The following is a 17,507-nucleotide window of genomic DNA, read 5'->3' as shown; positions in this document are numbered from 1 at the left end:
AAGTATAGTAGTTTCTCTTTATATACTCTGATATCTTATTGATATCCACCGATGTTTGTCCCATTATATACATACACACGAGTTCACATTCTTCCATTTCGGTCAATTCATACTCCTTATGAGGGCTAGCTGCACGCCGCCTGATTATTTCTATGATTATTTTCTTTCTCAACTTCTGCATGACTATTTCGTCTTGCTTTGCCTTTTGATTTATCGTTCCATTCAGCGTGCTCATAATAGTTGTATTAGTTCATTCAGGTTCGGATTTGGCTAAGATAATGTAAAAGTTAATTACTTAAAAGAGATCGGAAGATGCTTTCTAACATAAAAGGAATACAGAAATGTAATATGATATGATTCGTGCATAATTTGTATGAAAAAAGACATTATAAATTTTGAAAAAATAAAAATTGCCTCTATATTTGCAGTCTCAATTGCGAAAGTAGCTCAGTTGGTAGAGCACGACCTTGCCAAGGTCGGGGTCGCGGGTTCGAATCCCGTCTTTCGCTCTGACTCTGAAAGACATCAGAGAGAAAAATGAAGATAATAGCTTCCAAATCAACAGATTGGAGGCTATTTTTTTTGAATATCCATTCCAGTTTGCAGACTAAGAAAAGCCACTAACAGACACCGAATAGGTACTCGCTGGGTACCTTTCGAATTCACCTAAAATTGGTACCTATTCGCCTACTTAAGTCATTGATTTGTCGCATAATGTCCGTCAATATGTCCTTCTTTCAGGTCAAATTGAAATTATTTTTGCAATTTTAAATTAATGAGTATGAAACGAAGCACTTTTAGAATCCTCTTTTATATCAAAAGAGGTAACCCAAAGAAAAATGGGAATGTAGTTATCATGGGACGAATCACTATCGATGGAGAGCGTTCTCAGTTCAGCACCAAGTTAGAAATCAATCCTACGGTCTGGGATAACAAATCCGGCAAAGTAAAAGGCAATAACGCAAAAGCTGTAAGCATAAATAATGCGTTAGCCAATTTTCGGGGCAAAGCCACCATGCATTACAACAAACTGATGGATGTAAATGGATATGCCCACCCCGAAAAGATTAAAAATGCCCTGTTTGGTTTGGAAGAAAAGAGTAAAACGATCATGTATTACTTCAACAAATTCAATGAACAGTACAAGTCAAAAGTAGGAGCAGTTGTAACACGAACCACTTATTTGAGATATGAACTGGCTCAAAAAAGGTTGGGTGAATTTATGGAAGAAACACGCAAGGTAAAAGATATGCCTTACCGTGAAATTACTACGGTTTTCCTTCAGGACTTTTATTTATTCCTGCGGAATAAATATAAATCAGGAAATAATAATGCAATGAAGACTATTCAACATGTCAGAGCAGTATTCTTTTATATCAAAAACACAGGGGAACATTTTGCAGATCCATTCGCCAATTTTAAAATCAGTTTTGAGAAAATCGAACGCTCCTATCTGACTAAAGAAGAACTTGAAATATTATACAATAAAAAATTCGGCTCGGAACGACTTGAAAGAGTCCGGGATATTTTTCTTTTTTGTTGCTACAGCGGTTTATCTTATTCTGACCTGTATAATCTGACGAAGGAAGAAATAAAGACAGGTATTGACGGCAACTTATGGATTATGGATACAAGGAATAAAACCGGAGTGCCCTATAAAGTGCGCCTGTTGGATATACCTGTAGCTATTCTGAAAAAGTATGAGCATTTGCAGAAAGATGGTAAGTTACTACCTGTGATCAGCAATCAAAAGATGAACGAATATTTACTGGAAATTGCTAATCTTTGCGGTATAAATAAAAAAATTACCTGCCACACAGCCCGGCACTCGTTCGCAACCCTCTGTTTAACAGAAGGAATGTCTATTGAAAGCGTTTCAAAATTATTGGGCCATACAAAAATAAAAACGACACAAATCTATGCCCGAATAATCGATAGAAAACTAAGTGATGACATGGATCAACTGGCAAAGAGGCTTAAAGGGCCAGACTCTAGTTCTTCGACTTTAGCAGTTTAAGCGAATCAATACAAATTCAATTTAAGAATAAAAGCAATGAACTTAGAAAATATTAAAGACAAGATTATCATTATCAGAGGACAACAAACCATTTTAGATAGTGATGTCGCAATGTTGTATGGCGTTGAAACAAAGCGTGTCAATGAAGCTGTAAAGAATAATCCGGATAAATTCCCTGAAGGATATATTATTTACCTGTCAAATGATGAAGCAGATTCTTTAAGGTCGAAATTTTCGACCTTAAAGAATCCTGGACGTGGAGGGCATTTTAAATATTCTCCGAAAGCATTTACAGAAAAGGCTCTATATATGATTGCCACAATCCTGAAATCGCCAAAGGCAACCGAAACAACAATATCTATCATTGAAACTTTTGCTAAAGTAAGAGAACTTTCAAGAAACATCTCTGAATTACATCAGCAGGAAGACAACAATACCCGTCAGTCCATGTTGCAGAAAAGCGGAGAGATCATTGCAGATATAATTTCAAGTGACTTTGAAACAACGGAAACAGAGACGACCGTAGAACTTAATCTTGCGATACTCTCTGTAAAACACACCATAAAGCGAAAGCCGAATAAATGAAAAATAGAGTAGTTAAAACAAAAACAATGTAGTATGAAACGAAGTATTATCACAATAGTCGAAAATTTAGCATCAAAAGCTACTGTCAGGATTATTTCTGATGCAGGCTCAGAGATATGGATGTCTAAGCCTGAAATAGCACACCTGTTGATGGTTTATCAAAATACCATAAGCAATAACTTGCGGGCAATTTTCAAGGTTGGTATTTTGAATGAAAAAGATGCTATCAGAGAGCATCGATACAAAAGGCAGAACACAGAATGTATTGCAATTTATTATAGTCTGGAAGTTATTATTGCATTATGTTACCGTGTCCGTTCATTTCCGGCACAAACAATCCGACAATACATTAAAAGTCAAATTGAACTCAAGAATAACAATGAAACAGCATTTAACCAACTTCATAAATTATCCCTTTTCTCATTAAATTAAGATTTGTGAAATATAGCTATTCTACATTATGCCTAATATTCAATGATATCGGGCATATTTATTTGAAATTTATTATTTCCATAGATGACTTCTTTTACATATTCGTTAAAGAAGTCTCCTTTCTCATCGAGGTACAAGCTGAAAATTACTTTTCATTTGTGGCTAAATAGCTTCCACCTGTCCGGAAATGATGATTATTGATGGTAATTATAAACAAAAATCAATATGTCGGAATATCCGATGAATAAAGTTACATTATACTACTTAACTACTATGATCATAGGTATTAAGGGGCATTTTACCATACCTTTTAGATTATTCAAATACTTCCTTTGACGAAACTTTTGATAATTCAAGATATAAAAAAGAAATTGAACAACTTGATTTTAATAGTTTACAATAAATAATTCTACATAATTCTTAAGTGTAAACTATTTAGGCGGTGTTGCCTCTTTCTTCAATTATCATTTCGCCTCCGTATACATAGGTGAGGGAATGACAGGGTATCATGGAAGTACAATGCGTGTCGTTATTGAAAAAATAACTAAAGAAGATATTGGAATATTGAAAGAATATTGAGTTTTTATAATCTTGTTCCATAATTATATGTTTCTTACAAATATAGAGTATATATTATTTACAGTCAAACGTCATTCAATGATTATATTTCAAAGTTTTCAAGAAAGAGTCCTTTCGGCTTTTATATGGATAGCCAAAGATTGTAAGATAACGTTTTGGTGACGTTGCTTATCTATTTTAGATACCATGACAGGCGTTCCTTGTCTGCCATTTTCAGACTCTATATAAGCAAAGTAAGTAATGTATTATATCCGCAATAGACAATTATAATCAAATGATTTAATCAAAATAGACCCTAATTTCTTTTTCGTTTAATCTTTTCATTAGCCAATTCTTTATTTTCTCCTGATCGTTCTTTGGCAGAATGCGTTTAGATGTGATCATAAATACACCAGTTTTCGCTCTATGCAAAGTATCATTCTGGGTATAGATATATGATTGGGCATACGAACAACTCTCTATATGAGGGTATAAAGGTGTCAACTCTGACAGTAATTGCTTCCCTATCTGGTATTGGCTCTGTATACTGTCTATTTTTTGTTTATAACCCGCAATCTCTACATTTAAGCGGGCTATTTGTTGCCGGGATCTCTCTTCTTCAGACTGAGCTTTTAGTCTATCTTCAGCTATATCATTATCTATGGCCAACCCTTGCTCTATTGTTATCTTAGCATCATCTAAAGAGAATAAGCTTGCCTGACCAACAATTGCATCTTTGTCTTCTTCTGTCAACGAAGATCCGCCGTATACCAAATTAATTTCTTTCCTGTTTGCAGCAACCTCATTGTTTAATAAGTAGTTCCCTTTATATATGCCTACATAACGTGTATATTTTTCGGCATTTACTCTGAATTTCTCATTCTGGGACATCCGGTAACCCAAATATATACTGGGCAATATGATTATAATAAGAACGATGGACAGTCCCTGATTGATACGTTTCTTTCTTGTCTCACTTATGTTGGTATCTCTGATCGGAAACTTCAACATTTGAGAAATTAAAACCGAAGCATAAGCAATACAAACGGTGTTGATAGTAAACAGATAGAATGCTCCATAGAAAAAAGAGAGTTGGAATGTCGCTAAACCGTAACCGGCTGTACATAGAGGCGGCATCAGAGCCGTAGCAATAGCAACACCGGGAATAACATTTCCTTTCTGCTTACTACTGATTGCTATAATACCGGCAAATCCACCAAATAGAGCAATTAAAACATCATAAATCGTCGGACTGGTTCGGGCTAAAAGCTCTGAATGGGCTGTATGAACGGGGGTTATCGAAAAATAAACAGTGGATGCTATAAGGCTGGCCAGCACCGCAAAACCAAAGTTCTTTAATGACTGACGAAGCAATCCAAAATCATGAATAGCAATACTGTAACCCATTCCATTGATTGGCCCCATCAGTGGAGAAATAAGCATGGCTCCTATTATCACAGCGGTTGAATTGGTATTAAGTCCAACGGATGCTATGATTATCGCGCAAACTAATATCCATATATTCGTCCCCTTGAACGAAATCCCCTGTGTTATCGAATTATGGATTTCTTCAAAGTCTTCGGTTTGCTTTTGCAGACTAACGTAAGTGACTACTTTTCGTATGAAATTATACATGCTATATATTATTAGTATTCAGACTATACACCTGATTTGAATAACCATGGAAAAGATACTTCTTTTTTATCAATTATATATTTACCAATCACACTTTTTCTATTTATGATTTTTGTTCTTGCTTATAAACTGTTTAATATCTTTGTTAGATCCGTAAACAACCAAGATATCATTTTTTTCTAACATGGTATCGGGTGTTGGTATACCTTGAACGTCGGCAACAACTCTGGTTTTCCCTATTATGCTCTTCTTTTCTACATTTTTGATAACAGTCAACACGAGCATATTATATTCCTTACGAAAACCGATTTCTTCGATTGTCTTTCCAATAAGAATATCCGGAACTACAATTTCTACCATGCTGTAATTCTCATTTAACTCAAAAGAATCGACCATACCGCGAAGCGTTAGTTTCTTCGCCCATCTTTCTGCGGTTTCTTCTTCCGGCCGGACAATCTCATGTACGCCGATTGCCTGTAACACATTTTCTTGCAAAGGATTCAGGGACCTTCCTATAAGTCTCTTTACATTCAGGTTTTTAAACATGGCTGTCGCCATTATATTAGCACCCTGATCTTCTCCTATACAGACAATGACCACATCTGTATTTTTCAAGGGTAATGTTTCTACTGCAGCGGCATCTGTTACATTCAAACATGCAACATGCGTTATTTTATCTTTCAGTTCATTCACCCGTTGCATCTTCGTATCGACTCCGATTACCTCATTGCCCTGTGATACTAACTTTTCAGCAAGTGAAGAACCGAATACTCCGAGTCCCACAATAATATATTTCATTTTTTCTTCTTTCTAATTAATCAGTATCTCCTCCGATGGATAAGTATAATTAGACATCCTCACTTGCTTAAAGAAAGCAATAAGCAGCGTGAGTGTTGTTACACGGCCTATAAACATCAGTATTATCAGCACCAGTTTACTGGCAGAACTTAAACCGGAAGTTATCCCCAGACTCAGCCCGACTGTACTATATGCCGAAACCGATTCAAATATAATATCTAATAACCGTAAGCCTTCATCAAAATAGGAAATAAGTAATGAGCCTATCCCTAAAACAACAACAGAAAGTGTCATCACTGCAAAAGCACGTCTTATGGATGTTTCGGATACCTCACGGCTATACACTTCTATATTCTTTCTCCCTTTGGCCAAACTGATAAAATTCAATACTGCTATTGCAAATGTACTGGTTTTTATACCTCCTCCCGTAGAGGCAGGAGAAGCTCCGATCCACATCAAGATGATTATAATAATGAGTGATGATAAATGTAACTGATTAAAATCAATTGAGTTGAACCCTGCTGTACGGGGCGTTGTCGCTGTAAATAGTGCTGTGACGAATTTCCCGATTCCCTGATGAGAAACCAGTATATTATTATACTCATTTATGAAAATAAGAATGGTTCCGATAACAATTAAAGAGAATGTTGTTATCAGATTAATTTTACTTCCCAGCTTCATCACCCAAGGCTTGTAAACGTCTTTTTTATGATTGAAAATCTGTAAGAATGTTCTTCTGATTAAATGTTTCAGGTATTTCAATAAGTTGATTACAATCGGGAATCCTAATCCTCCGAGAACAAAAAGGAATATCAGGCTCAATTGGAATCTGTAGTTATCCACATATCCGTTTTCCATAATACCATGCGGCAATGTAGAAAATCCTGCATTACAAAAAGCAGATATGGAGTGGAATACTGAAAAATAAATCCGGTCACCTAATAATGGAATTAAATCAGGGTTTAAACTAGTAAAAATAAAGAAAGCCCCGACAGCTTCAATACCAACTGTTATAATTAATATCCGCTTTAACGTCTTAAAAATTTCATCAATCTTCTCTATGTTAGAGATATTACCCATCGTTAATTGATCCTCATAAGACGAGCCTCCCTTAAAGAAGTAGCTGAAATAACTGGCAAAAGTCAATATACCTAAACCGCCGGCCTGAATCATGACCATGATGACTGTTTGTCCGAACAATGTAAAATCTTTACTTGTATCCAGTGCTACCAGACCTGTTACACAAACGGCACTCGTTGTTGTAAAAAGAGCATCTATCAGGCTGATGCTCCCGGTTGTGGATACCGGTAATAGCAGTAAAATTGTCCCTATAAGAATCAGTCCTAAAAAACTGAGAACAAATAAGCGAGCCGGGTTTAATCCTATATATTTTATTCGGGATAACATTATTTATGCTTTACGGAACGGCTTAATGTGATATATCCTAATACTCCGCCAATGATAGAAGCTGCAAAAATACCAATCTTGGCTTGTACCATATATTCGGGATGAGTGAATGCCAAAGAAGTGATAAATAGCGACATGGTAAAACCAATAGATGCCAGCAAACCTAAACCAAACAGATTACGTACATTCATCCCTTGAGGGAATGGTGCGACTTTCAGCTTTATCAGTAAAAGAGTAAAGCCAACCACACCTAACACTTTGCCCAATAGTAGGCCTAGAGCTACGCCTAAAGCTATATTCGTACTCAATAGTTGCTCAACATCAATATTGAGTGAAACTCCGGCATTGGCCAGAGCAAATATCGGTATGATAACAAATGTGACTAAAGGATGCATTCGATGTTCTAAGCGTTGCAATGGCGGAATGGCTTTATTGGTATCTATTTTTATTTCTTCCAACAAATGCAACTGGTCATTTGTAAGCGTCGGAATTTCGTTTTTAGGATCAACCTCCCTGAATTTATTCAGATAGTTCTTTATCCGTTCCACAAATAGATTCTCTCTTATTTTCACATCCGCAGGAATCATAAAGGCGGCAATAACAGAAGCTATTGTAGCATGTACTCCTGATAAGAGAAAAGATGTCCACACGCCGAGAATACCAAATATGGCGTAGAACAAAATACTCCGCACACCCATTTTATTGCCAACGAACATAATAAGAGCAAAGCCAAAACCAATAGCAAGGCTCATGAATGAAATATCGGATGTATAGAAAAATGCAATAACCAAGACAGCCCCCAGATCATCAACAATAGCCAGTGCTGTAAGAAATACTTTCAGTGATAATGGTATCTTGCTCCCCAATAGGTACAAAACACCTAAAGCAAAAGCAATATCGGTTGCCATCGGTATTCCCCATCCGTGATGAACTTCTCCGGATGGATTCAGGATCATATAGATAAGTGCGGGTACGAGCATACCGCCGATTGCTGCACCGATAGGCAAAAGGGCTTTACGCGGATTGGATAATTCTCCTCCTACAATCTCCCTTTTGAGTTCTAAGCCCACTACAAAGAAGAAAACAGCCATCAGCCCGTCATTGATCCAGTGATGAATGCTATATTCAAAGAATGGAATGCCATCAAATATAAATCCCAGTTTATGCTCCAATACATGAAAATAGTCTTCCGACCATGGGGAATTAGCTAAGATCATAGCAATGATAACACTCAGCCCGAGGACTATACCTCCGGCCTTTTCCTGTAATATAAATCGCTGAATGGGTTGAACCACCTTATCGATAGCTTCTTTTTTTTCTCCTGTCATCTATCCGGATTTTATGGAAATGTTGAATATTTTAATAAACATCAAAAATAATTTATTTTTTTCGACTAGAAAAAATATTACCGATTAACTCTATTTTAATAGGCATAGCATACTTATAATGAGCCGTTAAACATAAATTAACTTTTAACCAAGCTCTAATTTTACTACTTTTGTTCCTAATACTGGAAAATCCGGTACTGTTCAGGAGTGGTTTTATTATTAGTCTATTACCTTTCTTTCTATATCCTGAACTCTTTTTTTAATCTTATATGACCGAGGAACTATTTATATCATTTGTAATGATGAGTTCTGCTATTGAGGTATATTTTAGATGCTTTATTTAGCATATATTTTTATTTCTCTACCATAATGAATTAAATAGTCTTATTTAGAAAAACATGTCAAGATTTGTTCCCGTTATTATTTATATCTTTTTTTCTTCCAATCTTAATATTTGGGCATCGGATGGGGAGCCTCAAAAAAAAACTATAAAAATAGGTGGAGCTGTACGGTTTAATATTGCTTCAGAAAACTATGAATCTGCTGCTAGGCCTTTAGATTCTTATATTAAATTAGATACATGGTTTTTGTCAGTAGATGCAGGATATGAGGATTTTGATTTAAGTTTTCAATATAGGCTTTATCCCGGATCAAAAGCACATTTTATACATCATGCCTATGTTGGATACAGGTTAAATGATAGTTGGTATGCAAAATTAGGAGTTTTTCAAAAACCATTTGGGATAGCGCCGTCTGCATCTCATTCTTGGTGGTTCCAACTTCCATATTATATGGGACTGGAAGATACTTACGCAACCGGCATAGGTGCTGAATACAAGATCGAGAAGCTATCTGTTGATATGGCATATTTCAGACAGGCTGCACCAAAAGGTTTCTTAAGTTCTGAGTATGAAGATGATACTGTAGGAAACAGCCGTTTTTCATATACTGTTGTTCCCACAACAGGGCTTACTGGAGCTAACAGAAGTAAAGCTTCCATCCGCGAACTAGACCAATTTAACATGCGTATATGTTATCAATTAACAGAGATCGCAGAAGTTGGCTTATCCGGACAGTTGGGTAGTATCTATAATGAGACCTTGAATAAAAGGAAATGGAACTTGTCCTGGGCGATACACTCAGTATTCAATTATCGAAGATGGAATTTAAAGGCTGAAATTATTGGGTATAATTATAAATCTCAAAATGACAAAGGAGAACTTTTAGATGCCGTACAAATGGCTGCTTATGGCTCTCCTTATGATGTGGCAAGCAAAGGATTTGTATACCTGGCAGGAATATCATATACTATTCCTATAAAAAGGAAATTCATAAAAAGTATAGAAGCATATGTAGATTACTCAATAGCTGACAAAAGTAGAGCCGGATATAACAATACTCATCATTTAATACCCGGAGTATCCATTGCTTCGGGACCTATTTACACATACATAGATATGGCTATAGGAAAGAATCATCCATGGCTTACGAGCAACTTTGGAGAAGGACTTGCACAAGGTAGCGATAATGCCAGATGGAATAGCCGTTTTAATATAAATATCGGATATTATTTTTAAAATCAACACATTACAACAAGTAAAAATAAAACAATATATAATATGATAAAAAGCAAATTACCTTTTCGAACGACATTAACCAAATCAGTTGCTCTACCAGGGCTAATTGTTATACTTTTTGTATCCCTTTATTGTGGCTTCTTCCCTGAACAAGCCAATAAATCTCTGTCGGTTGTGAAAACCTATTTTTTTAACAACCTGAGTTGGGTTTATGTATTGATGGTAACTTTGTTCGTTCTGTTTCTTATTATTATAGCTTTAAGTAAACTTGGTAATATTCGCTTAGGTTCGGATAATTCCCGGCCTAAGTATAGCTTCTTTTCATGGATAGCAATGCTGTTTGCAGCCGGTATGGGAATCGGGCTTATGTATTTCGGTGTGGCAGAAACAATGTCTCATTATGCAAATCCGGCTATAGACGATACGCTTCAACGAGCAAAAGAAGCCCAATTATACACTTTTTTCCATTGGGGAATACATGCCTGGGCCATATATGCTGTGGTGGGATTAGTACTGGCTTATTTTGCCTATCGTTATAAATTGCCGTTGGCAATACGAAGCGGTTTATATCCTTTGTTGAAAGATAAAATATATGGGCCAATCGGAAATATTGTAGACACTTTTGCGCTATGCAGTACATTTTTCGGAATTGCGACAACTTTGGGATTTGGTGTTGTACAGCTAAATGCAGGATTGCAAAGTATAGGATTGGTGCCAGAGAACAGTTTTACATTTCAGGCTATTATCGTTATCGTAGTCATGGGTATCGCTATATTTTCAGCTTTTACAGGCGTAGATAAAGGTGTGAAGCGATTAAGTGAACTGAATCTGTCTCTCGCTTTTATTCTGATGGTATTTATTTTGATTGCGGGACCAACAATATATATACTTAGCACCTTTAGTGAAGGTATCGGTTATTACATCAGTAATTTAACAAATCTGACCTTCAATACTTTTGCCTATGAAACAGAAGCTCAGGGCTGGTTCTCGGGCTGGACAATTATGTATTGGGCATGGTGGATATCATGGTCTCCGTTTGTAGGGTTGTTTATTGCACGTATATCGAAAGGGCGTACCATACGTGAGTTTATTATAGCTGTACTACTGATTCCTTCCTTATTCAATTTCTTATGGATGACTATATTTGGCAGTAGTGGTGTTTGGCTGGATAAATTCGTAGCAAATGGAGAATTGAGCCTATTGGCGAATGATCCGGATACTCTCCTGTTTCGCTTTTTTGAATATTTTCCATTTACAGGCTTATTGAATATAATAGCAATCTTGATGATTGGGGTTTTCTTTGTTACTTCGGCAGACTCCGGTATATTAGTTATGAACAGTATAGCATCCGGTGATAAAAAGAACTCGCCGAAGTGGCAAAATATATTTTGGGGTGTACTGCTCATCATTCTCTCTCTTACACTGCTTCGGGCAGGAGGTCTGGCCTCACTGCAGACGATGACTCTCATTTCCGCATTACCCTTTGGTTTGAGCATGCTACTCTTATGTTTTTCTTTATGGAAAGCTTTGCAAATCGATCATTTATTTCATAATACCAAACTGCCCTATGGTAGTATTGCATGGGACGGGAGCAGATGGAAGGAACGGCTGAACAGAATACTAACCTTTTCCCACAAAAGAGATGTCAAGGACTTTTTGAATGGCACGGTAAAAGAAGCATTCGGCGAACTTCAGCAAGAATTATCCGCCAATGATATTGAAGCTGAAATAATAACTGGTAAAAACACTCCTCTATCCATAGAGTTATTGATAAGGCATGATAAAATACGAAATTTCCGATATGGTGTCGTTGCTGAGCCTCAAACGATCTCGGAGTATATGATAGAAGAAGAGAATACTCCGAATGTTGATATGGAAACGCCTTATATACCGATTACCTATTTTAATGATGGGCGTAAAGGAAATGATATACAGTATATGACAAAAGAGGAAGTGATAGCTGATGTCCTCAGAGAATATGAAAGATTTATAAGTCTCATCTCTGATGATAAAAACGAATTGCTTATTATTGACAAGTAGATAAACCTGAAAAAGAAGGCTGTGAATAAATTGATAGATTCAGGAAGGAATGATCGTCCTGAATCTATTTATTTGCAATCTCTTTCTTTAAACTTTGCTATTTTATTCCTGTTACAGTAATCGAATAAATGCCGACATTTCGCGCTTTGTATTTGGCTATTGTCGATGCATCCAGATGCTCTTGTAAGACTTCATCAGGAATGACAATAGTTTTTGTTCGTTCAATCTTTATATCAGTAAAATTAGCTCTCTCTATCTCACCCAAATAATCCTCTCTTTGTATGGCACTGGCTATACAACCCGCATACATAGAAGCATTATCCGTAAATTCTTTTGGAAATACACCATTCAGGACAACATCAGAAATACAGAAATGGCCGCCTTCTTTCAGTACCCGATATATTTCTTTAAAGATTTTATCTTTTTCGGGTAGCAGATTTAAAACACAATTGCTGACTACTACATCGATAGAACTATCGGGTAAAGGCATATTCTCTATATCCCCTTCAATAAATTCGACATTCATATATTCTCTTTTAGTTGCGTTCTTTCGTGCCTTTTCTATCATCTGTGGCGAAAAGTCAATGCCGATTACTTTTCCTGTTTCCCCGACTTCTTCCCTGGCTATAAAACAGTCGTTTCCTGCACCTGAGCCTAAGTCTAAAACGGTATTACCATCTTTAATACCTGCATATTCAGTAGGCAATCCACAGCCTACACCCAAATCAGCATCGGCTTCATATCCTTTAAGCCCGCTGTGATCTTCGCTCATGATCGTAAAGACCTTTTTTGAAGGTGTCGCAGGATTCGTTCCACAACAGCAATCGGATTTTAAAGCATCGCTATTCAAAGCCAGTTCGCTATATCTCTGTTTTACCAAAGCTTTCTTTTCTTCGTTTGTGTTCATATTAAAAGTATTGTAGTTATTTTATTTATAATATTTCTTTCTTAGCCAAAAGGCAATGTTTACCAACAGTATAAGTACAGGAACTTCCACCAATGGGCCTACTACGCCTGCAAAAGCTTGTCCACTATGTAAGCCGAAGACACCTATTGCTACTGCAATAGCCAGTTCAAAGTTATTGCCTGTAGCTGTAAATGCGATTGAAGCATTTTTATCATAAGATGCCCCCATCATTTTACCTGCAAAGAAGCTAAGGAAGAACATGACTACGAAATAGATTAATAACGGTATGGCTATACGCACTACATCCAACGGTATTTGTACAATCAGTTCCCCTTTGAGGCTAAACATTAACACAATGGTAAATAGTAAGGCGATTAAAGTAATTGGTGAAATTGCAGGGATAAACTTATCCTTATACCATTGTTCCCCTTTTAATTTTACCAATATCAAACGGCTTAAAATACCCATCAGGAAAGGTATTCCCAAATAGATAGCAACTGTTTCGGCAATTGTTACTATAGAAATATCCACAATTGCACCTTCAAAGCCAAATAACGGCGGCAACTTAGTTACAAATATCCATGCATAGAAACTGTAAAAAAACACCTGAAAAATACTATTCAGGGCGACAAGTCCCGCACCGTATTCTGTATTACCTTCTGCAAGATCATTCCATACAAGTACCATTGCAATACACCGTGCAAGACCTATCAGAATAACCCCCACCATGTATTCGGGATAATCGTGTAAAAAGAGAATGGCAAGTAAGAACATTAGGGCAGGTCCGATAATCCAATTCAGGACTAACGAGACAGTCAGTATTCTGACATTCTTGAAAACTTTCGGCAGTTGTTTGTAATCTACTTTTGCCAATGGCGGGTACATCATCAGGATCAGACCGATTGCCAGAGGAATATTTGTTGTCCCACTCGACATGGAATCTATGTAGTTACTGAAAGAAGGTATAAAATATCCCAATCCTACACCGATAGCCATCGCAAGGAATATCCAAAGTGTTAAGTTCTTATCTAAGAAACTCATTTTCTTTTTACTCATCACCTTTTATCTTATCGGTGTATAATTTATAAAATGCTGTTTTGATTTCATCCCTTACCCTGATATACTCGGATTGAATAAATTCGGCTCTTCCCATAGCTTCGGAAGGGTCGTCAAAGCCTATATGCAGACGGTTCTTTACTTTTCCTGAGAATGCAGGACAGCTTTCATTTGCACCCCCGCAAACAGTAATCACATAATCCCATTCATCATTCATATATAGCTCTACACTATCGGATGTATGATGTGAAATATCCACTCCTGCATCCCACATAACTTCTATTGCTTTCGGGTTTACTTTTCCGCTTGCTTTTGTCCCTGCGGAATAAACAGATAAAGAAGGATCGAATGATTGTAAAAATCCATGAGCCATCTGGCTACGGCAACTATTTCCTGTACACAGAATTAAAATTCTCATATTGTTTATAATTTCGTATTTAGACTAACAGTTCCTATTTCGTCGAATAACGAATAAATATCTAAAAAAAATATCAGGATAAAACCCTTGACATTTTATAGTTTGTCATGGAAATACCAATGCAAACGGTCTGTTGTTCCAGAATAACATAGCCTTTTTTTGAGAAGAAAGGTTGAGCTGTAATACTGACATCAGCAGTTATTTCTGAAATATCCTTCAACCGTGCATACTCTTCAATCTTTTTAAGTAAGAATGATGCAATGCCCATTCCCTGATAGTCCTTATGGACAAACATGGAATTTAAATATCCTGACAATTTTAAGGCAGCAAACCCTAATATTGTATTGTTTTCTTCAGCAAGTATAAAGTATTGCTCATTTATCCGTTCCTCCCATACACTCGCTTCTTCTCCTCTTGCAGCCCAGCATCCGACCTGTTCGGGTGTATAGTCTTTCAAATTGACTGAAAGGATAGTTGAACGAAATAATTCCTTAATGGCAGGAATATCTTTTTTTGTTGCAAACCTGATGTTCATCATATCAGCAAATATCGTCTGTTTTCTGTAATTGAGTAAAAAAAACACCAAATAGTTCTTTGGCTTTATTCCAGTTCTCGTTATTGATACAATATTTCACGGTGGGTAATGTAATTGTCCCCTGAATTAATCCTGCATCTTTTAGTTCATTCAAATGCTGAGACAGCGTGCTTTTAGCAATCGGTAACACCTCTGACATATCACCGTGATAGCAGCATGATTGATTGGCAAGCATTTCAAGGATGGCAATACGAATGGGATGTCCCAATGCTTTCGCAAAACGGGCTAATTGTTCCTGATCCGCTGTTAATTCTTTCTTCGACATAGACTCGATATTTATTGTTCGCAAATATACGAATATAATTTAAATTCGTAATATTGGGAATACTTATTTTGTAATATATTATAAGAGCGGATCTGTCTCGATACGTGAGAAATTGATGATATAGCTCTTGTTTCCTGATGTTTTTCTTTGTTGAAAAAACAAAAATTCTATTTGCGAAATTTTCGGTAGATTGCAATAAGCAGAAAGTTGTTCCCGGAAGAACAACCATTTCTGCATTTTTTGTGATAATATACTTTTGTACACCGACAGAAATAACGTCTTCACCCTCTGTACAATACAGGACAAAACCTCCTTCTATCTGATAAGGGCAATCAAAGAACAACTTGAGATTGCTTTTTCCATACCAAAAATATTTCGTAAATAAAAAAAAGAATCTATTTATGCTGATTTTTATCGGCACCTAAGTGACTGTTTGCTAATGTATATCATTTGTCAAGTTTATATATTCTTTCGGTATAATTGTGGATATTTTGTAAAAGTGATTGATAAGATTTACTCTTTCCAAATTCGGCATTCTCATATCCTATAGGGAATCCTTTGGAAACATATTCGTCATTGATAGACACAGTCAAGGGCATGAAGTTATCAGAAATATTCCCGGAAGTCTGAATATTAATATCGAGATATTTCGGAGTTGTTTTAGAAAAGTCAATCTTGCTCATATCAATAGTTTTTACCTCAGTTCCAATATCAGTTCGGAACTGAAGATTATTATTTTCCACATCATAAATAAGCTGCCATTCCCCCCGCCCTATGTTATTCAAAACATACCAAGAATAATCGACAGGTGATTCTTCTAAATTGGAATCATATTGCTGAAGGTAGTGAGCTGCTTTAATATAGCGTTCACTCCATTCGCTTTTGCTGGGGTCAAACGTATTAGTGCCTCCAAATGCTTTGTAGGTGTTCAATACATTCAATTCTTTGGCATACTGGTCATTGCATAATATAGGCATAGGCATATTATCACCATGCGCAATCACATATTTGCCGTCTATTAATTCGATAGCTGCTGTATTTCCTGTTTTATCGCTAAGAAAAAAGTGGCTGCCGGGAAATGTCGGCCACCAATCAATAATCGGGGAGTTATTTAAATTTGAGATTACGTCATCTACTGTTGAGTAGTTATCGAGTTGATATTGTATCCACTGAGCCCAAAATAAGCTAGGTTTATTTTCGCCTTTTATTGAAAATGTTTTATCAAGATAAAGCTCAACTATAAATAATCCTTTTTCATTCACTCCATAACAAGGCATATCTATACCTAATAGAGTAAAACTGACAGAGCCATAACGCGAAGTCCATGATGTTTTTTGTTCATCGACAATGGTGTCGGATACTAACTGATTCCAACTCAGTCCATGTTTCTCTACTCCGGCAGGATTAATAATAACCATCCCCGGCATTGATTTCCAGTTTTCATTAAATCCAACGATAGAGTAGTCTTTTCCTTTAAAAAGAAAGGCTGAACAAGCATAATTCTCTATCGGAAGAATAGACAATAGAACAGTAAATAAAAAAGAGACGTAGTAATTTTTCATATAAACAGATAATTAAAGTTATTTATTTAATATTTAAGTCGAAGGATATTAATGTTAAGAAATACTGCCAATTTCTGCATCAGGCCGAATATCAATCTTTTTTAACTGCTTCAAAGGACTTTTGTATTCAAAAATAATTCTATTTGTCTAGATTTTTGCGTTTGGTGTGAATAAATAATAAAGGGCTGGTTAAAAGTTATTACTTTTGGTTATGTATAATATAATTGAAAAGTAGTCCACTTAGTAATTGAAACGTATACCATATCAATATGAATGGACAGTCTTACCGAGTTAAAGAAACTAAAAAATTGTTACAATCTAATGAGG

16 protein-coding genes and 1 tRNA gene are annotated in these 17,507 nt (G+C 36.2%); 6 read left to right on the top strand and 11 right to left on the bottom strand.

The genetic code is table 11. The features are described 5' to 3' along the window. Nucleotides 1-235 (bottom strand): hypothetical protein (locus tag LDB17_RS10060; protein ID WP_252638864.1); only part of this gene is annotated, 235 nt, incomplete at its 3' end. Between the two features lie 201 nt (nucleotides 236-436). Between LDB17_RS10060 and LDB17_RS10055 the strand changes: the two genes are divergently transcribed. From LDB17_RS10055 to LDB17_RS10040, 4 genes are all read left to right on the top strand, one after another. Continuing rightward, nucleotides 437-509 (top strand) — tRNA-Gly (locus tag LDB17_RS10055). Between the two features lie 272 nt (nucleotides 510-781). Next, nucleotides 782-2,017: a site-specific integrase gene (locus LDB17_RS10050; RefSeq protein ID WP_252638862.1), complete on the top strand. Its 1,236-nt coding sequence runs from the start codon at nucleotides 782-784 to the stop codon at nucleotides 2,015-2,017. Between the two features lie 36 nt (nucleotides 2,018-2,053). Further along, on the top strand, nucleotides 2,054-2,602 hold the full coding sequence (locus LDB17_RS10045; protein ID WP_080904978.1) for an ORF6N domain-containing protein: 549 nt from the start codon (nucleotides 2,054-2,056) through the stop codon (nucleotides 2,600-2,602). Between the two features lie 33 nt (nucleotides 2,603-2,635). Beyond that, a complete protein-coding gene (locus LDB17_RS10040) occupies nucleotides 2,636-3,034 on the top strand; it encodes a hypothetical protein (RefSeq protein ID WP_252638860.1) in 399 nt (132 codons plus the stop codon). 858 nt (nucleotides 3,035-3,892) lie between these two features. Here LDB17_RS10040 and LDB17_RS10035 read toward each other — a convergent pair. The 4 genes from LDB17_RS10035 to nhaA all read right to left on the bottom strand — a co-directional run bounded on the left by LDB17_RS10035 (nucleotide 3,893) and on the right by nhaA (nucleotide 8,760). Next, the gene (locus tag LDB17_RS10035) at nucleotides 3,893-5,227 is read right to left on the bottom strand and encodes a TIGR00341 family protein (protein WP_252638859.1); all 1,335 of its coding nucleotides are present in this window, start codon (nucleotides 5,225-5,227) and stop codon (nucleotides 3,893-3,895) included. A gap of 99 nt (nucleotides 5,228-5,326) precedes the next feature. Further along, a complete protein-coding gene (locus LDB17_RS10030; protein WP_252638858.1) occupies nucleotides 5,327-6,025 on the bottom strand; it encodes a TrkA family potassium uptake protein in 699 nt (232 codons plus the stop codon). Between the two features lie 12 nt (nucleotides 6,026-6,037). Further along, a complete protein-coding gene (locus tag LDB17_RS10025; RefSeq protein WP_252638857.1) occupies nucleotides 6,038-7,432 on the bottom strand; it encodes a TrkH family potassium uptake protein in 1,395 nt (464 codons plus the stop codon). Further along, complete coding sequence (nhaA, locus tag LDB17_RS10020) at nucleotides 7,432-8,760, bottom strand: Na+/H+ antiporter NhaA (protein WP_252638856.1); 1,329 nt, start codon at nucleotides 8,758-8,760, stop codon at nucleotides 7,432-7,434. The genes LDB17_RS10025 and nhaA overlap by 1 nt, the downstream gene beginning before the upstream one ends. A gap of 398 nt (nucleotides 8,761-9,158) precedes the next feature. Between nhaA and LDB17_RS10015 the strand changes: the two genes are divergently transcribed. Together LDB17_RS10015 and LDB17_RS10010 are read left to right on the top strand one after the other, a co-directional pair. Then, entirely contained in the window at nucleotides 9,159-10,337 is a 1,179-nt protein-coding gene (locus tag LDB17_RS10015) for a hypothetical protein (RefSeq protein ID WP_252638854.1), read from the top strand. 42 nt (nucleotides 10,338-10,379) lie between these two features. Continuing rightward, a complete protein-coding gene (locus LDB17_RS10010) occupies nucleotides 10,380-12,377 on the top strand; it encodes a BCCT family transporter (RefSeq protein WP_252638853.1) in 1,998 nt (665 codons plus the stop codon). A gap of 97 nt (nucleotides 12,378-12,474) precedes the next feature. Here the strand turns inward: LDB17_RS10010 and arsM are convergent, their stop codons facing one another. The 6 genes from arsM to LDB17_RS09980 form a co-directional block, all read right to left on the bottom strand. Beyond that, nucleotides 12,475-13,284 carry an arsenite methyltransferase gene (gene arsM / locus LDB17_RS10005; RefSeq protein WP_252638851.1) on the bottom strand — a complete coding sequence of 270 codons (810 nt, stop codon included), beginning with the start codon at nucleotides 13,282-13,284 and terminating at the stop codon, nucleotides 12,475-12,477. Between the two features lie 21 nt (nucleotides 13,285-13,305). Further along, nucleotides 13,306-14,340 (bottom strand): ACR3 family arsenite efflux transporter, encoded by a 1,035-nt coding sequence (gene arsB, locus LDB17_RS10000; protein WP_252638848.1) that lies wholly within the window; start codon nucleotides 14,338-14,340, stop codon nucleotides 13,306-13,308. Next, a complete protein-coding gene (locus LDB17_RS09995) occupies nucleotides 14,333-14,758 on the bottom strand; it encodes an arsenate reductase ArsC (protein WP_252638847.1) in 426 nt (141 codons plus the stop codon). The genes arsB and LDB17_RS09995 overlap by 8 nt, the downstream gene beginning before the upstream one ends. A 73-nt stretch (nucleotides 14,759-14,831) precedes the next feature. Beyond that, nucleotides 14,832-15,296, bottom strand: a complete 465-nt coding sequence (locus tag LDB17_RS09990; protein WP_252638845.1) for a GNAT family N-acetyltransferase — start codon at nucleotides 15,294-15,296, stop codon at nucleotides 14,832-14,834. Nucleotide 15,297: 1 nt separating this feature from the next. Continuing rightward, nucleotides 15,298-15,618 (bottom strand): helix-turn-helix transcriptional regulator, encoded by a 321-nt coding sequence (locus LDB17_RS09985; RefSeq protein ID WP_006800930.1) that lies wholly within the window; start codon nucleotides 15,616-15,618, stop codon nucleotides 15,298-15,300. Nucleotides 15,619-16,064: 446 nt separating this feature from the next. Further along, nucleotides 16,065-17,180 carry a linear amide C-N hydrolase gene (locus LDB17_RS09980; RefSeq protein ID WP_252638844.1) on the bottom strand — a complete coding sequence of 372 codons (1,116 nt, stop codon included), beginning with the start codon at nucleotides 17,178-17,180 and terminating at the stop codon, nucleotides 16,065-16,067. Nucleotides 17,181-17,507 lie beyond the last annotated feature (327 nt).

The sequence above is a fragment of the Dysgonomonas sp. Shenzhen-Wh21 genome, assembly GCF_043392705.1.
Lineage (GTDB): Bacteria > Bacteroidota > Bacteroidia > Bacteroidales > Dysgonomonadaceae > Dysgonomonas.
The sequence above is the reverse complement of the archived record's forward strand: the minus strand, read 5'-3'. Positions and strand labels throughout refer to the sequence as shown.

Bases quoted from the DNA above. Each gene is read 5' to 3' on its own strand.
- LDB17_RS09995 (WP_252638847.1), bottom strand. From the start codon at position 14,758: ATGAGAATTTTAATTCTGTGTACAGGAAATAGTTGCCGTAGCCAGATG.
- LDB17_RS10025 (WP_252638857.1), bottom strand. From the start codon at position 7,432: ATGTTATCCCGAATAAAATATATAGGATTAAACCCGGCTCGCTTATTT.
- LDB17_RS10010 (WP_252638853.1), top strand. From the start codon at position 10,380: ATGATAAAAAGCAAATTACCTTTTCGAACGACATTAACCAAATCAGTT.
- LDB17_RS10035 (WP_252638859.1), bottom strand. From the start codon at position 5,227: ATGTATAATTTCATACGAAAAGTAGTCACTTACGTTAGTCTGCAAAAG.
- arsB (WP_252638848.1), bottom strand. From the start codon at position 14,340: ATGAGTAAAAAGAAAATGAGTTTCTTAGATAAGAACTTAACACTTTGG.
- LDB17_RS10030 (WP_252638858.1), bottom strand. From the start codon at position 6,025: ATGAAATATATTATTGTGGGACTCGGAGTATTCGGTTCTTCACTTGCT.
- LDB17_RS10045 (WP_080904978.1), top strand. From the start codon at position 2,054: ATGAACTTAGAAAATATTAAAGACAAGATTATCATTATCAGAGGACAA.
- LDB17_RS10015 (WP_252638854.1), top strand. From the start codon at position 9,159: ATGTCAAGATTTGTTCCCGTTATTATTTATATCTTTTTTTCTTCCAAT.
- LDB17_RS09980 (WP_252638844.1), bottom strand. From the start codon at position 17,180: ATGAAAAATTACTACGTCTCTTTTTTATTTACTGTTCTATTGTCTATT.
- LDB17_RS10050 (WP_252638862.1), top strand. From the start codon at position 782: ATGAAACGAAGCACTTTTAGAATCCTCTTTTATATCAAAAGAGGTAAC.
- arsM (WP_252638851.1), bottom strand. From the start codon at position 13,284: ATGAACACAAACGAAGAAAAGAAAGCTTTGGTAAAACAGAGATATAGC.
- nhaA (WP_252638856.1), bottom strand. From the start codon at position 8,760: ATGACAGGAGAAAAAAAAGAAGCTATCGATAAGGTGGTTCAACCCATT.
- LDB17_RS09985 (WP_006800930.1), bottom strand. From the start codon at position 15,618: ATGTCGAAGAAAGAATTAACAGCGGATCAGGAACAATTAGCCCGTTTT.
- LDB17_RS10040 (WP_252638860.1), top strand. From the start codon at position 2,636: ATGAAACGAAGTATTATCACAATAGTCGAAAATTTAGCATCAAAAGCT.
- LDB17_RS09990 (WP_252638845.1), bottom strand. From the start codon at position 15,296: ATGATGAACATCAGGTTTGCAACAAAAAAAGATATTCCTGCCATTAAG.